This window comes from Anoxybacillus sp. FSL W8-0382 (assembly GCF_038003845.1).
GTDB classification, from domain to species: Bacteria; Bacillota; Bacilli; order Bacillales; family Anoxybacillaceae; genus Anoxybacillus; species Anoxybacillus flavithermus_G.
Genome location: NZ_JBBOPX010000001.1, coordinates 35,001 through 50,981, shown reverse-complemented (window position 1 = coordinate 50,981; position 15,981 = coordinate 35,001). Strand labels below are relative to the sequence as shown.

Below are 15,981 nucleotides of genomic sequence, written 5' to 3'. Positions count from 1 at the left end.
ACGTGTAAAAAAAAGAGGCATTAAGCCTCTTGATAAAAAATGGGATATAATTGTTCGCTTAATGTAGCGAACTCAGCAATGGCGAGCGTCTCTCCTCTACGTTTCGGATCAATACCAGCATTCGCGAGCGCATTTTCAATCTGTTCTTTTTTCTCCTTGCCGTTTGGCAATTGGTTCAGTAAATTATTTAAAATCGTTTTCCGCCGCTGTCCAAAACTCGCACGAACGACAGCAAAGAAAAAATCTTCATTCGAGACAGAAACGGCAGGTTGCTCTCGTTTCAATAAGCGAATAACGGCAGAATCGACATTTGGCTTTGGCACAAATACCGTTCTCGGCACATGCATCACCGTTTCAGCATGCGTATAATATTGCACAGCAATCGTCAAGGAGCCGTAATCTTTTGTCCCTGGTTTCGCAGCCATACGATCAGCTACCTCTTTTTGTAACATAACGACCATACCGCGAATAGGTAAACGACCAGTCAACAACTTCATAATAATTGGGGTCGTGACGTAATACGGCAAGTTGGCAACAACCATAATATCATCAACATCTGTGAACTGTTCCGCTATCACTTGTTGTACGTCTGCTTTTAATATATCTTCGTGAATGATTGATACATTCGTATATGGGGAAAGCGTATCTGCTAAAATGGGAAGAAGCCGTTGATCAATTTCAAATGCGACCACTTTTTTTGCTCGCCGCGCTAGTTGCTCCGTAAGCGCCCCGATTCCCGGTCCAATTTCAATAACACCTGTTCGTTCAGAAAGTTGGGCGAAATCAACAATGCGGTGTAAAACATTCGGCTCAATTAAAAAATTTTGACCTAAACTTTTTTTGAACGAAAAACCATACTTCTCTAAAATTTCTTTTGTACGGGTCGGTGTAGCAATATCTTTATACATGTTCTTCCTCCTGCATTACTTGCTTCATCGCTTCTATAAATTGTTCTTTTGAAATTTGAAACATTTGTAACCGTTTATGCAGCTGTTTTCCGTTTGTATAACCAATTTTTAATAATTGACCTAACCGCTCACGGCGAGCTCGTGCGAATGGACCACCGATTAATCCGGCATCGACAAGCTGTTGAAATGAAATTTCTTCTTTCGGATCAATCATTTCTTCGTACACACTTAATAGCGCTGTGCGAATCGCTTCAATCGAAGCGTGCTCAACACCGAGACCTTTTCCGTGCTTTCCCCGCGCTTCTTCACGCGTTAAAAAGGCATGTTTGCATCCCGGCACACGTTCAGCAATTGTTTTACGAATTTTTTCACCCGGATAATCCGGATCGGTAAAAATAATGACTCCACGCTGTTGTTGAGCTAAACGAATGCGTTCGATTGTTTCATCATTAATGGCTGCACCGTTCGTTTCAATCGTATCAGCATCTACCGCCCGACGAATCGCTACGGTATCATCGCGCCCTTCAACCACGATAATTTCCTTAATTTTCATAAAATCCTCCATCTCTCATGTGTTCTTCACCCATTATAACGAAAAAAACAGAGGATCGTGAAATCCTCTGTGTTATTTTATAATTTTTATTTTCACACGTTTCGTGCCCCAGCGATATGCAGTTGATTTATCAGGGAAAAATAAATCGATTTTATATCCCTTTACATTTTTCCCTGTGTCGGCCGCAACTGCATATCCGTACCCCTCTACGTATACTTTCGTTCCGAGCGGAATAACGCGTGGATCAACAGCAATTACTTTTGCGTTTGGATTGGCACGCAAATTAATTCCCGTTGCTGTCGTTCCAGAACATCCTGTGCAATATGCTGTATACGCTGTAGCGATCACGTAAAGTTCTTCGGACACTTCCCCACTTCCACGCGAGGCTAATATTTTGGCAACTGGCTTTGTTCCAATCGCAACAATACGATTTTTGCTCGGTTTAATTGTCTCTGTTTTAATTAATTTACGCGATACTTCTTTTCCGTTTTCCAAGATGACTTCGTACTGCTTGGCGACAAGCCCTTTTTCGCCTTCGCTAATTACCTTTTGCTCGCCTTTTTCCAATTGTGCGTCTTTCTTTTTCACAACTGTATAATTTACCGGTTCTTCCACTACATCGGTGACTTTTTCAACTCGAACAATGTTTATTTTTGTGTTTGGTTGAATCATTTCATTCAATTTTGGTTGAACGCGATCCAGCTCCCGCAATGTAATGTGTTGTTTAGCTAAAAAGTCAGCGACCGTAGTCGAAGTAGACCAAACTTGTTGCTGTTTGCCGCCGTCATTTAATGTAATCGGGAATGCTTTGCTTACAACAATTTTCATGTTTTCTTTCACTTTTTCATCGACGTTCGGTAATACTTGATCATGCTCACGGAGCTGAATTTGTTGAACATGTAACACATCCTTCACCGTTTTAGCCGTCGTCCTTAACTTCTTTTCTACCCCATCAACAATGAGTACAATCGGCTTACTCGCTTCCCACTTAACAGTTAAATGATTAACAATTTTTGTTTGCGGTGAGGGAGAAATAAAATCTTCTTCTTTTAGCTTAATGTTTTGTTCTTTTAATAACTCAGCGACTGTGTTGGCATGGGTACGTACTTTTTGCTCTTTTCCGTTTGTATATAACGTAACCGTTTCTTTTGTCCATTCATAGCTAGCATATCCTGTCATTCCTGATAATACTAGAAATCCTCCTGTAGCTAGCGCAATTTTTTTCTTTGATGTTGATTGCAATAATTTTTTTACATACGTAATCAAAATAAAAACGCCTCCTTTTCCGATAGATGACCGTGACGACCCTCCCTCTCTATGAAACTTATTATCTATTATTCAAAATATTCTTTCATAAGGGAAGAAAGACTTGTCGACAAGCTTATTGTATGCTTGTAGGAAAAGTTGTAGAACGATCTCGTTTCATCTTTTCTTTAGACAAGCCTTCCTAGAAATCGACACGTTTCTCTATCACATAATGCCGAATAATCGCTTGGCGTTGTCGGACGTTTTTTGAGCAACTTCTTCAAAAGATAACCCTTTTAATTCAGCGATCGCTTCGGCAACATACTTTACATAGCTTGGTTCGTTTCGTTTTCCGCGAAACGGATGCGGCGTTAAATACGGACAGTCCGTTTCAATAAGTAGCCGATCAAGCGGAATTTCTTTTGCTACTTCTTTCGGTTTTTTTGCATTTTTAAACGTAACAGGACCACCAAACGAAATATAAAAATTCATATCGATGCATTGGTGCGCCACTTCTACACTACCAGTAAAACAATGCATCACGCCACCGACTTCTGCCGCTTGCTCTTCCTGTAAAATATGAACAATATCAGCTGTCGCATCGCGATTATGTATAATAATCGGCAACTTCACTTTTTTAGCTAAACGAATTTGCTTTCGAAATACTTCTTTTTGTACTTCTTTCGGCGACTGATCCCAATAATAATCAAGCCCCATCTCACCGAGCGCCACCACTTTCGGATGCGCTGCTAGCTGCTCAATCATCATAAGATCGTCATCAGTCATATGAATCGCATCAACAGGATGCCATCCGACAGCTGCGTAAATAAAGGAATATTGATCAGCTAACTCCATTGCTCGCTCGATAGTTGGACGATCAAATCCGACAACAACAATATGTGACACACCTTCTGCACGTGCTCGTTCGATAACTTGTTCAACATCTTCGTTAAATTGTGTAGCATTTAAATGTGCATGTGTATCAAATAACATATAACCCCTCTTTTCTTCCGATGTTCAGTTTACCACACAATCTCGTTACATAAATCACAGCCATATAACAATTACGTTACAAAATAGAAACAAAGAGGTGTTTTCGCAACACCTCTTTACTTCACTTTTGCACCATTTGGAAGCGACTCGTCTACTGTCGCCAACGATAATACACCATCTTTTTCTCCTGCTAAAATCATACCCTGTGATAATTCTCCACGCAGTTTGACAGGTTTTAAATTCGTCACACAAATCACTTTTTTCCCAATTAAGTCCTCTGGTTTGTAATATTTCGCAATACCTGATACAACTTGACGTTTTTCATATCCTAAATCAAGTTGCAGTTTAAGTAAGCGATCGGCTTTTGGAATTGGTTCAGCGTGAATCACTTGTGCGACACGCAAATCAACTTTCATAAAATCGTCAATTGTAATTTCTTCACTTGTTTCCTCGTTTTGTTCTTGTTTTTCTTCTGTATTTGCTACTGTCCCCTTCATCTGTGATTGAATGTATTGCACTTCCTCTTGAACGTCTAAACGAGGAAACAGCGGTGCTCCTTTTTCAACCATTCGCTCATGTTGTGAAGCACCAAACGTTTGTAAGCTGTCCCAGCCCATCAGCTTTTCATCTTGAATGCCTAGTTGAGCAAACATCCGTTTTGGCGTTGTGGTCAAAAACGGCTGCAATAAAACAGCTACATAACGAAGCGACTCCGCTAAATGTGACATGACAGAAGCTAACTGTTCACGCGCTGTTTCGTCTTTCGCTAGTACCCATGGTTGTGTTTCATCAATATATTTGTTCGTGCGACTAATGAGTTGCCAAACGGCAGCTAGAGCTTGCGAAAATTGCATTTGCTCCATCGCCTCTTCATATTGTGTCACCGTATCATATGCCATTTGCACAAGCTGTTCATCAAACGATGTGTGCGTTCCGCTATATACAGGAACACGACCAGCAAAATATTTTTCGATCATCGCTACCGTCCGATTTAATAAGTTCCCTAAATCATTCGCTAAATCGTAGTTAATGCGTTCAACAAAACCTTCTGGTGTAAACACACCATCTGAGCCAAACGGCACTTCACGAAGCAAATAGTAACGTAACGCATCCAACCCATATCGGTCAATTAACGTAACGGGATCGACAACATTTCCTTTCGATTTCGACATTTTTCCGTCTTTCATAAGCAACCAGCCATGTGCAAACACTTTTTTCGGAAGCGGAAGATCTAGCGCCATCAACATAATTGGCCAATAAATCGTATGGAAACGAACAATTTCCTTTCCAACAAGATGGACATCGGCCGGCCAATACGTTTTGTATTTTTCGTCATTTTCCGTTCCATATCCTAGCGCAGTAATGTAGTTGGACAACGCATCAATCCATACATAAATGACATGTTTCGGATCTCCAGGAACAGGAATACCCCAGTCGAACGTCGTCCGTGATACGGCTAAGTCTTCTAATCCTGGCTTGATGAAATTGTTGATCATTTCGTTTTTACGCGATTCTGGCTGAATAAATTGCGGATTTTCTTCATAAAACGCCAATAAACGATCAACATATTTGCTCATACGGAAAAAGTACGATTGTTCTTTTACTTTTTCTACAGAACGCCCACAGTCTGGACAATTTCCTTCAACTAGCTGTCGTTCCGTGTAAAACGATTCACAAGGGGTGCAATACCATCCTTCATATTCATCCAAATAAATATCTCCTTGTTCTAAAAGGCGAGCAAAAATTTTTTCAACCACTTGTTTATGACGCTGCTCCGTCGTACGAATAAAATCGTCATAAGAAATATCAAGCTTCTTCCATAATTCTTTAATGCCTGCAACAATTTCGTCGACATACTGTTGTGGAGTAACTCCTTTTTCTTCCGCTTTTCGCTGAATTTTTTGGCCATGTTCATCCGTTCCTGTTAAATACATGACGTCGTAGCCACGCATCCGTTTATATCTCGCCATTGCATCGCCAGCTACCGTCGTATACGCATGACCGATATGTAATTTATCACTCGGATAATAAATAGGTGTAGTAATATAAAACGTCTTTTTCGTCACTTGTACCCCTCCTTGTCGCACGTGTAGTAGAAACGCTCTCGCCCAAAGGACGAGAGCGATTGCATACTTGTATTCTCGATCAATACATCTATTCCTCTTATCTCAAAAAAATATACATAAAAATAGAGAGCGCTGTCAACTATTCGACATCGTCTTGTCGACAACCAATACACATTTGTCGAATTTTGTCGAAAAAATAGCGATATTTTTGTCGAATTCATGCCGAATTTTGTCGAATAATATTTATAATAATGTTTGTATCGTCTTGAAAAGTAGTTAAAAACTGTTATGCATCTATTGTCAAATCGTTTGGATTTTGTCATTTCAACTATCATTTTGTCGAATTTTATATGCAACGACATGTAAATCATACATTTTTTTTTTATTATTGCATATAAAAGGATTGACGCATAATGGAAAAGTTGTTATGATAAATCCATAGAGATTTTGTCGAATATTGACGAAAAAAAGATGAAAGAAGGAGAGGAGAACAGTATGAAATCAACAGGTATTGTTCGTAAAGTAGATGAATTAGGTCGTGTAGTTATTCCAATTGAATTGCGCCGTACATTAGGTATCGCGGAAAAAGATGCGTTAGAAATTTATGTAGACGATGAGCGCATCATTTTGAAAAAATACAAGCCAAATATGACTTGTGTAGTAACTGGGGAAGTATCTGACGACAACTTCAAACTTGCAGACGGAAAAATCATTTTAAGCAAAGAAGGCGCAGAAGTATTATTACAAGAAATTCAAAGCCTTCTTCAACAATCAAAATAAAAAGTTTCTCTAGTTTTTTCTAGAGAAACTTTTTTCTTACTTATGGTACGCGTCGTACACATCCCGTTTCGGCAATTGTCGATCTTTTGCTACTTGTTTAATCGCTTCTTTCGAAGTGTATTGCTTTGCCTCTATGTAATAGTTGACATGTTCCACAATCGTTAAATCATCCCACCATACTGATTGTTCATCTGGCATATGATTCCCTTCCACAAGAAGGCAAAACTCTCCGCGCACTTCATGATGTTCTGCCCAATGCATCACTTCTTCAATCGTTCCACGAATAAACTGTTCGAATTTTTTTGTTAATTCACGTGCTAGAGCCATTTTTCGATTTCCGAATATATGATGCATGATCGTTAACGTTTCTTGGAGACGATGCGGTGCCTCATAAAAAATAAGCGTATCTTTTATATGTTTTAATCGTTCGAGTTCTTTCTTCTTTTCTTTTTTATGTCGTGATAAAAATCCGTAAAAATAAAAATGATTCGTCGGTAGTCCAGAAGCTGTTAACGCCGTAACCGCCGCATTTGCACCAGGAAGAGGGACAACTTTACATTGTGCATGTAGCGCTTCAACAACGAGCTCGTGGCCAGGATCGGAAATCGTTGGCGTCCCTGCATCGCTCACTAAAGCAACATGCTTACCTTCCAGTAGAGAAGCAATAATATGCTCTCCTCGTGCTTGTTTATTATGCTCATGGTAACTCACAAGCGGCGTATGAATGTCGAAATGATTCAGTAACTTTTTCGTTTGGCGTGTATCTTCAGCCGCGATGAAATCGACCGTTCGTAACGTTTCAATCGCACGCAACGTCATATCTTCTAAATTTCCAATTGGTGTTGGAACAATGTACAAAATCCCTTTTCCATCTTCTTCAATAAAACTTTTTTGCTCGTTCATCCCATCTCATTCCCCGTATAAAATATGTTTTAACTCGCCTGTATACTCGCCATTTTGTTCATATACAAAGAGCGGCGGTAATATTTTTAATCCTTTATTTCCGTCTTTCATTCCTTCAATTAAAATGGTATTCGCTTCTTTCCCTTCCTTCGGATAAACAAAACGTAAACGCTTCGGCTCTAAACGGTATTGTCTCATTAATGTCACGATATCTAATAACCGCTCCGGTCGATGAACAAAAGCAGCTTTTCCACCTTGTTTGAGCAATTGACTGCTAACGCGAATGACATCTTCTAACGTACAGTAAATTTCATGACGCGCAATGGCAAAATGTTCATTTTTATTGATTTCTTCTTCGTTTGGCGTTGGAAAATAAGGAGGGTTGCACGTCACAACGTCAAATTTACTATGTCCAAGATAAGCAGGCATATGTTTAATATCCCCATGAATGATTTCAATTTGCTTTTCTAATTCGTTATATTGCACGCTTCGTTTCGCCATATCATAAATCTTCTCTTGAATTTCTACACCAATAATTTTTCCTTTCGTCCGTTTACTTAACAACAGCGGGATCACTCCGTTGCCTGTACATAAATCAACTAAATTTCCTTTTTGAATCGGAACGTATACAAAATTCGCTAACAATACAGCATCTAATGAAAAAGCAAACACGGATGGACTTTGGATAATTCTCATATCTTCTGCTAGTAAGTAGTCCAGTCGTTCATCTCCACGCAACATGTAAACTCCCTCTTTCTACAACAAAATAGCCTTCCAGACCATTTGTCAGAAAGGCTATTTTTTATTTAAAAATGACAAGCAAAACAAACAATCTCCATCGGTCCGTAAACTTCCGTAATGTACGTTGCAAATATGAAATCCCTCTTGATACAAGCGAGCTAAATTATCATACCCTTCGCCTATATCGACTAACTTCGCTTTCGTCTGTTTTTTGCCTTGTTCAATTTTTCGCTCAGACAGCTGCTCGAGCCGTCTACGCAAATGGTCATTTTCAACTTGGAGGCGATGATTTTCTTCGATTAACTCTCCAAGATAACTTTTTAACTCACCGAGCTGCTTGTATAAATGAGCAATTTGCTCCTCGATACTCGTTACAGATTGGAAAATCTCTTTTTTATTCACGCGCCATCCACCCCATCACTCTGTGGCTTGAGTAGGAAGAACTTTTTCTTTTATTAATTCATCAATCGTATACTCAACTACCCGATCTTTTTCCACTAACTCCACTTGTAACACTCGTTCTAAAATGTTCAAACCAACAACTTTCCCTAGTCCAAGAGGCGTTTCGATCATTTCCCCTAAATCCGGCAACTGTTCTTTCGCTGTTTCGTATTCGTCGTTTTCATATTTTAAACAACACATTAATCGACCACATAATCCTGATATTTTTGTCGGATTTAATGATAAATTTTGATCTTTTGCCATTTTTATAGAAACAGGATCAAAGTCACCTAAAAACGTCGAACAACAAAGCATACGTCCACATGGACCGATTCCACCTAACATTTTCGCTTCATCTCGTACGCCGATTTGTCTTAACTCAATTCTAGTGCGGAAAATAGCAGCTAAATCTTTAACAAGCTCGCGAAAATCGACTCGTCCATCAGCAGTAAAATAAAAAACGATTTTATTACGATCAAATGTATACTCCACATCGACGAGCTTCATTTCTAATCTATGCTCTTCTACTTTTTTCAAGCAAATATCGTATGCTTCTTCCGCTGCTTTTTTATTTTCTTCTACAACAAGCTTATCTTTTTGATCAGCTAGGCGAATTACTTTTTTCAACGGCAAAACAATATCTTTTTCGTCGACTTGCTTTTTAGCTACAACAACCTTCCCAAATTCAACACCGCGAACAGTTTCAACAATAACATAATCACCATTTGAAATGGGTAAATCCCCCGGGTCGAAATAATAAATCTTTCCCGCTTTTTTAAAACGAACACCTACAACTTCATACAAACGCAGATCCCTCCCGCAACTGCAATACTAACTGTTCCATTAAAAGCTGCGGATTCATATTCGTATGCAACCGCGCTTTTGCTTGTAAAATTGCTTTCATATGTTGAGCAATTTGCTTTTCAGAATAGAGAAAACGCGACCGCTGGAATTCGCTTATGCAATCATCGTATGCAATTTGTTGTTTTTCACCGAGTATGACATATAGTAAGTCTTTATATAAATATAATAACAAGTCCAATCCTATATTCATTTGCTCTTTATTCGTAAAATGAGTCAGCCAATGTTGCTGAATAACGAGCAATGCTTGGACATATTGCTTGTTTAATGCTTCATATAATTGTATCACTATTTTTCGTGCTTGTGCAAACCAATCATCTTGACTTAATTGATATGCTTCTTCCACATTGTTCGTTACTCTTGCAGCTAATATCGCTAACTCCCGCGCTACACCTTTTTGTTGTAAATAAGCATATATTCGCTCCGTTGACAACGGATGGAATGAAACAACTTGGCAACGCGAAACAATGGTCGGAAGTATGCGATGAAATTGCTCCGTTAACAAAATTGCCACCGTTTTTGCTGATGGTTCCTCTAAAAATTTCAGCAAACTGTTGGCTGCTTGAACAGTCATTTGATCAGCATGTTCAATAATATATAATTTACGACTCGATTCGACAGCTGTTTTTGTAAACTCCTCTTGCAATTGCTCAATTTGTTGCTTTTTAATGGAGTTTCCATCTGGGATAACGAGATGAACATCCGGATGATTACCAGATTCAATTCGTCGACAGTTGACACATATTTCACAAGGCTCATCGTGCACATGTGTCAAACAAAACAGACGCTTCGCAAATAAAAGAGCTGCTTCCTTCTTCCCCGTCCCTTTTTGTCCTTTAAACAAATAGGCATGGGCCACTCTTCCTTTTCTTATGCTATTGGCGATCGTTTTCGCTACATGCGGTTGATTCATTTCAAGTGTTTTCCAAGACATAAAAATCCTCTCACTTTCTTATTAAAGGCTCAATTAGTGCCCATACGTCCTCAAACACTTTTGTTATCGGTTGAGTAGCGTCCACTTTTTTTATCCGATTTGGAAAACGGTCTAATAGCACCATATACCCTTTGCGCACTTGTTCATGAAACGATAATTCCTCTAAATCAAGTCGATTCACTTCCCGCAATCCATTTTCGCGAATGCGCGCTAATCCAAGCGATGGATCAATATCAAAATAAATTGTTAATGTAGGCATCCAATTCTCAATAGCGAATGCATTAATAGCTAATATCTCATCTATCCCTAAACCGCGCGCTACACCTTGATAAGCTAAAGAACTGTCAATAAAGCGATCACAAAGAACGACTTTCCCATCTTTCAACGCAGGAATCACTTTTTCAACTAAATGTTGTCGCCTTGCCGCAGCATAAAGCAAAGCTTCTGTCCGCGCATCCATTCGTTCGTTATTAGGATGCAAAATAACTGCACGAATTTGCTCGGCAATGTCGATTCCACCTGGCTCACGTGTCGCTACAACATCAACATGTTGTTCGCTCAAATAATCCTTTAACATGCGGACGATCGTTGTTTTCCCTGCCCCCTCTGGACCTTCAAATGAAAAAAATAAATAGCTCATCTCATACCTCCTGAAACACTTCGATGTAATCTCCGTCTATATCTGTTTGAAAATAGGCATCCGTTTTCTTCAAATACTGAATGATCTCAATATGTTGCCTTGTCACAATTTCTCCGATAAGTAAAATAGGAATCCCAGGTGGATAAGGGACAACCATTTGAGCACAAACACATCCGATTGCATCGTGAAGCAAAATTTTTTTTGTTTGGCGACCTTTCGTCCATTCATAACTTACTGCTTGACAATGTTTCGGTAACTGAATTTGTACCCGTTCATTTTGCGGCTCACGACGAATGGATTGCAACGCGCGTTTTATACGCTCCGTAACGTCTGGGAGTTGTTTCATTTTCGCAAGCGGATAGACAAGTAATACGTTATACGGATCAGCCATCTCCGTGAATATCCCATTCATTTCTAATAACTGTTGTAACTCATATCCTGAATGTGCGCTACGTGTTTGCAACGTAATTTTTAATAAGTCTGTTCGGATAAGCGGATGTCGTGATTCCACAACATGAATCGCCTCAATTGTTCGCAATTCTTGTTTAAATAATTGAATTTGGGCAATTATTTCATCAATCGTTTCACGCGTTTGTCGTGCTACATAAGCGCGTGCCAAATCAAGTGAAGCCATGATCGGATAAGACGGGCTACTTGTTTGGAAAACTTGCAAAAAGTATTTTAACGCACGTTCATCGACCAGTTCGCTATTAAAATGTAGAAAAGACCCCATAGTCATAGCTGGGAGCGTTTTATGGGCTGATTGTACAACAACGTCCGCCCCACACTCAACCGCCGATTTTGGAAAAGGTTCTCCGAGCACAAAATGAGCACCATGTGCCTCATCAACTAAAACAGGGATTCGATAAGAATGTGCCAAATGAATGATTGGTGTTAAATCAATAGCCATGCCGTAATAGTTTGGATTTGTTAAAATAAGTGCAGCCGCATCTGGATGCTTGCGCAACATATGAGAAATTGTTTCAAAAGACACGAAAGACATGACTTGAACATCTTCATCAAATTCTGGAGAGATAAAAATCGGTGTTGCCCCAACAAGATGTAGCGCATGTAAAATGGATTTATGACAATTACGTTGCACAATCACTTTTTTATTTTGTACACATGCTGCCGCAATCATTGCCAAGTTGCCAGCGGTAGAACCGTTCACTAAAAAATATGTACGTTTTGCACCATACAACTTTGCAGCTAATTGTTGTGCTTGTTCAATCGCCCCGGTTGGATGATGTAAGTCGTCTAGATGGGAAAGCTCTGTTACATCTAAATGTAACAATGATAAAAAGGAAGAAAGAGCCTCCTCGTAAAAAACAGCTCCGTATTTATGTCCTGGCACATGAAAAGAGATTGGTTTTTTAGAGGCATGTTCACATAAAAGCGTATATAGAGGTGTCTTCGTCTGATCCATCTTTCTTCGCATCCTCACAAGTTTAATTTATATATCTATACCCGTGGTGCTAGATAAACTCGAGTAAGCATAAAAATAGCCCTTGCTTGTGGATGTCCTGTAGAATGGAAGTGCCAACCAACATTCGAAAGGAGAATTCCCATGCAAGAGCACTTTCATTTTACTACAGATCAAGCAAAGATTCAAAAACAATATGCAGCCATTTTTTTCTTTGTTTCTGCTCAACTGCCATCGATTCAAATGTATTTGCAACGTCGCAATCGTCATTTGGTGAAACAAGAAGATGCGGTAATCATTGCTATTCATCTTTTAGGGAAGCTGCTTGGCTTCTCTTCCGAACGTGCATGGCATCGCTTTGTGACTGGGAACTTGTTTACGGATGGACATTTTCTCGAACGTTCTCGCTACAATCGTCGTTGTCGAGCGCTACGCTTTGCGATCAAATGGATTCGCCATGAGCTAGCCAAACGTGGGCAGCACCACGCCTATGCAGTCGTAGATAGTATGCCACTCGAGTTGTGCCATGCCGCAAGAATGTACCGTGTCAAACGATTCCAAGGGATCGCGGACATCGGGCTTTGTGCGTCGAAACAGCAGTGGTACTATGGGTTTAAGCTTCATCTTCAAGTGACCGACCAAGGACTGCCCATGGGATACGTGGTAACGGAGGCGTCCTGTCACGATCGAACCGCAGCGGAAACCGTCATGACCCAAATTCCTCATCCTTTTAATTTGGGTGATAAAGGATTTATCAGTAGCGAATTGCAAAAAAAGTTGTATGAAGCGTACCAAATCGCTTTTTGGACTCCATCTCGCAAAAATCAGAAACACCGCCCATCTGAATCATGGGAGAAATGGCTCAAACAAAAACGGAAAGTCATTGAAACGGTGTTCTCTGTCCTCGTTGACCAGTATCGTATCACAGACATTCGTGCGAATTCGATTGCGGGATTTGAAGTAGCACTAGATGGCATATTGTTGGTGTATTCACTTGTAACACTTGGGCTAGTTGAGCGCTAGCGCTCAACTAGCACCACGGGTATATCTATATATTAAAATAAAACAGGCCCTAATCATAGTAGGGGCCTTTCGTTATGAATATATTTTATTCTCTCTAATTTTTCTTAGACGATCGACATAAAATTTGTATTTCTCCTCATTTGTTTCTGTTTGAACGAGATCGTTGTGACAATCCATACATATGAAATGATGAAAAACATGCATTCCTTTTTTATTTTGCTCATCACATATAATACAAGCTTTTTGATAAGACATTTATTCTCCACCTCCCGCTAACAGTTTTCCCAGTTTCATATAACAATATACTCAGAAAAAAGCATTTGGTGCGGGAGTAAAAAAAGACCAAGACAAATTTTGTCTTGGTCTTTTCTTGCCCGGCAACGTCCTACTCTCGCAGGCGGTGTCCCGCCAACTACCATCGGCGCTGGAGAGCTTAACTTCCGTGTTCGGGATGGGAACGGGTGTGACCTCTCCGCCATCGTCACCGAGCAATATATTGAAGGATAATTCCTTCAAAACTAGATAACAGAACAGTCTCCTGAGCTTTTCTTACTGTCTAGCTTCGAACTAACATCCTCCTACGCCTTCGCTTTTTCCGTTCGACGTGCAAGCACGTCTTCGTCAAAAGCTCTCGGCTCCGTCGGACGTTTCCTTGGCTTCGCCAAGGACCGTTCTACGCTTTTCTTGTGTGCTTAGTTAAGTCCTCGATCGATTAGTATCCGTCAGCTGCACGTGTCGCCACGCTTCCACCTCGGACCTATCTACCTTGTCATCTTCAAGGGATCTTACTCGCTTGACGCGATGGGAAATCTCATCTTGAGGGGGGCTTCACGCTTAGATGCTTTCAGCGCTTATCCCTTCCGCACATAGCTACCCAGCTGTGCCCCTGGCGGGACAACTGGTACACCAGCGGTGCGTCCATCCCGGTCCTCTCGTACTAAGGACAGCTCCTCTCAAATTTCCTACGCCCGCGACGGATAGGGACCGAACTGTCTCACGACGTTCTGAACCCAGCTCGCGTACCGCTTTAATGGGCGAACAGCCCAACCCTTGGGACCGACTACAGCCCCAGGATGCGATGAGCCGACATCGAGGTGCCAAACCTCCCCGTCGATGTGGACTCTTGGGGGAGATAAGCCTGTTATCCCCGGGGTAGCTTTTATCCGTTGAGCGATGGCCCTTCCATTCGGAACCACCGGATCACTAAGCCCGACTTTCGTCCCTGCTCGACTTGTAGGTCTCGCAGTCAAGCTCCCTTCTGCCTTTACACTCTTCGAATGATTTCCAACCATTCTGAGGGAACCTTTGGGCGCCTCCGTTACGCTTTGGGAGGCGACCGCCCCAGTCAAACTGCCCACCTGACACTGTCTCCCACCCCGATCAGGGGTGCGGGTTAGAATCTCAGTACGACAAGGGTGGTATCCCAACGGCGACTCCACCTAGACTGGCGTCCAGGCTTCTCAGTCTCCCACCTATGCTGTACATGTCGCACCAACATTCAATATCAGGCTGCAGTAAAGCTCCACGGGGTCTTTCCGTCCTGTCGCGGGTAACCTGCATCTTCACAGGTACTATGATTTCACCGGGTCTCTCGTTGAGACAGTGCCCAAGTCGTTACACCTTTCGTGCGGGTCGGAACTTACCCGACAAGGAATTTCGCTACCTTAGGACCGTTATAGTTACGGCCGCCGTTTACTGGGGCTTCGGTTCGCACCTTCGCTTGCGCTAAGCGCTCCCCTTAACCTTCCAGCACCGGGCAGGTGTCAGCCCCTATACTTCGCCTTACGGCTTCGCAGAGACCTGTGTTTTTGATAAACAGTCGCTTGGGCCTTTTCACTGCGGCTCCCCTGGGCTATTCACCCGAGGGAGCACCCCTTCTCCCGAAGTTACGGGGTCATTTTGCCGAGTTCCTTAACGAGAGTTCTCCCGCGCACCTTAGGATTCTCTCCTCGCCTACCTGTGTCGGTTTGCGGTACGGGCACCTCTCACCTCGCTAGAGGCTTTTCTTGGCAGTGTGGAATCAGGCACTTCGGTACTTTATTTCCCTCGCCATCACAGCTCAGCCTACTCAAGCGGATTTGCCTACTTGAGGCACCTAACTGCTTGGACGCGCACAACCAGTCGCGCGCTGACCCTATCCTCCTGCGTCCCCCCCATTGCTCAAACGGTGAGGAGGTGGTACAGGAATATCAACCTGTTGTCCATCGCCTACGCCTTTCGGCCTCGGCTTAGGTCCCGACTAACCCTGAGCGGACGAGCCTTCCTCAGGAAACCTTAGGCTTTCGGTGCAGAGGATTCTCACCTCTGTTTTCGCTACTCACACCGGCATTCTCACTTCTAAGCGCTCCACTAGTCCTTCCGGTCTAGCTTCGACGCCCTTAGAACGCTCCCCTACCGACGACGTAAATCGTCCCACAGCTTCGGTGGTACGTTTAGCCCCGGTACATTTTCGGCGCAGAGTCACTCGACC

The 15,981-nt window shown here is 41.7% G+C and carries 15 protein-coding genes and 2 rRNA genes (1 of these 17 cut by a window edge); 2 read left to right on the top strand and 15 right to left on the bottom strand.

From position 1 onward, the window contains the following. Nucleotides 1-20: 20 nt before the first annotated feature. From rsmA to metG, 5 genes are all read right to left on the bottom strand, one after another. Nucleotides 21-908 (bottom strand): 16S rRNA (adenine(1518)-N(6)/adenine(1519)-N(6))-dimethyltransferase RsmA, encoded by an 888-nt coding sequence (gene rsmA / locus NSS60_RS00250; protein WP_004888522.1) that lies wholly within the window; start codon nt 906-908, stop codon nt 21-23. Further along, nucleotides 901-1,473 carry a ribonuclease M5 gene (gene rnmV / locus NSS60_RS00245; RefSeq protein ID WP_004888520.1) on the bottom strand — a complete coding sequence of 191 codons (573 nt, stop codon included), beginning with the start codon at nt 1,471-1,473 and terminating at the stop codon, nt 901-903. Before rnmV ends, rsmA begins: the two co-directional genes overlap by 8 nt. A 60-nt stretch (nt 1,474-1,533) precedes the next feature. Continuing rightward, the gene (locus NSS60_RS00240) at nt 1,534-2,727 is read right to left on the bottom strand and encodes a G5 and 3D domain-containing protein (RefSeq protein WP_004888519.1); all 1,194 of its coding nucleotides are present in this window, start codon (nt 2,725-2,727) and stop codon (nt 1,534-1,536) included. Between the two features lie 204 nt (nt 2,728-2,931). Next, nucleotides 2,932-3,699 (bottom strand): TatD family hydrolase, encoded by a 768-nt coding sequence (locus NSS60_RS00235; protein WP_004888517.1) that lies wholly within the window; start codon nt 3,697-3,699, stop codon nt 2,932-2,934. Nucleotides 3,700-3,815: 116 nt separating this feature from the next. Then, nucleotides 3,816-5,765 carry a methionine--tRNA ligase gene (gene metG, locus NSS60_RS00230; RefSeq protein ID WP_004888515.1) on the bottom strand — a complete coding sequence of 650 codons (1,950 nt, stop codon included), beginning with the start codon at nt 5,763-5,765 and terminating at the stop codon, nt 3,816-3,818. Between the two features lie 495 nt (nt 5,766-6,260). Between metG and NSS60_RS00225 the strand changes: the two genes are divergently transcribed. Further along, nucleotides 6,261-6,545, top strand: coding sequence for an AbrB/MazE/SpoVT family DNA-binding domain-containing protein (locus tag NSS60_RS00225; protein ID WP_004888514.1), 285 nt, complete (start codon nt 6,261-6,263; stop codon nt 6,543-6,545). 36 nt (nt 6,546-6,581) lie between these two features. Here the strand turns inward: NSS60_RS00225 and rsmI are convergent, their stop codons facing one another. The 7 genes from rsmI to NSS60_RS00190 are packed head-to-tail and all read right to left on the bottom strand — an operon-like array spanning nt 6,582 to nt 12,491. Next, nucleotides 6,582-7,448: a 16S rRNA (cytidine(1402)-2'-O)-methyltransferase gene (gene rsmI / locus NSS60_RS00220; RefSeq protein ID WP_004888513.1), complete on the bottom strand. Its 867-nt coding sequence runs from the start codon at nt 7,446-7,448 to the stop codon at nt 6,582-6,584. 6 nt (nt 7,449-7,454) lie between these two features. Next, nucleotides 7,455-8,189 (bottom strand): tRNA1(Val) (adenine(37)-N6)-methyltransferase, encoded by a 735-nt coding sequence (locus NSS60_RS00215; protein WP_340720586.1) that lies wholly within the window; start codon nt 8,187-8,189, stop codon nt 7,455-7,457. A 54-nt stretch (nt 8,190-8,243) separates the two neighbouring features. Beyond that, nucleotides 8,244-8,591, bottom strand: coding sequence for a DNA replication initiation control protein YabA (gene yabA, locus NSS60_RS00210; protein WP_064220570.1), 348 nt, complete (start codon nt 8,589-8,591; stop codon nt 8,244-8,246). A gap of 15 nt (nt 8,592-8,606) precedes the next feature. Beyond that, nucleotides 8,607-9,434, bottom strand: a complete 828-nt coding sequence (locus NSS60_RS00205; RefSeq protein WP_064220571.1) for a PSP1 domain-containing protein — start codon at nt 9,432-9,434, stop codon at nt 8,607-8,609. Continuing rightward, on the bottom strand, nt 9,427-10,425 hold the full coding sequence (holB, locus tag NSS60_RS00200) for a DNA polymerase III subunit delta' (RefSeq protein ID WP_064220572.1): 999 nt from the start codon (nt 10,423-10,425) through the stop codon (nt 9,427-9,429). Before holB ends, NSS60_RS00205 begins: the two co-directional genes overlap by 8 nt. A gap of 10 nt (nt 10,426-10,435) precedes the next feature. Beyond that, the gene (tmk, locus tag NSS60_RS00195; RefSeq protein ID WP_004888504.1) at nt 10,436-11,065 is read right to left on the bottom strand and encodes a dTMP kinase; all 630 of its coding nucleotides are present in this window, start codon (nt 11,063-11,065) and stop codon (nt 10,436-10,438) included. A 1-nt stretch (nt 11,066) separates the two neighbouring features. Continuing rightward, complete coding sequence (locus NSS60_RS00190; RefSeq protein WP_064220573.1) at nt 11,067-12,491, bottom strand: aminotransferase class I/II-fold pyridoxal phosphate-dependent enzyme; 1,425 nt, start codon at nt 12,489-12,491, stop codon at nt 11,067-11,069. 141 nt (nt 12,492-12,632) lie between these two features. On the opposite strand from NSS60_RS00190, the gene NSS60_RS00185 reads away from it, so the two are divergent. Further along, on the top strand, nt 12,633-13,511 hold the full coding sequence (locus NSS60_RS00185) for an IS982 family transposase (protein ID WP_088223411.1): 879 nt from the start codon (nt 12,633-12,635) through the stop codon (nt 13,509-13,511). A 72-nt stretch (nt 13,512-13,583) separates the two neighbouring features. Here NSS60_RS00185 and NSS60_RS00180 read toward each other — a convergent pair whose 3' ends face one another. From NSS60_RS00180 to NSS60_RS00170, 3 genes are all read right to left on the bottom strand, one after another. Next, on the bottom strand, nt 13,584-13,766 hold the full coding sequence (locus NSS60_RS00180) for a sigma factor G inhibitor Gin (RefSeq protein ID WP_004888500.1): 183 nt from the start codon (nt 13,764-13,766) through the stop codon (nt 13,584-13,586). A 117-nt stretch (nt 13,767-13,883) separates the two neighbouring features. Continuing rightward, nucleotides 13,884-14,000 (bottom strand): 5S ribosomal RNA (rrf, locus tag NSS60_RS00175). A 203-nt stretch (nt 14,001-14,203) separates the two neighbouring features. Continuing rightward, nucleotides 14,204-15,981, bottom strand: a 23S ribosomal RNA gene (locus NSS60_RS00170); it runs 1,149 nt beyond the window's last position.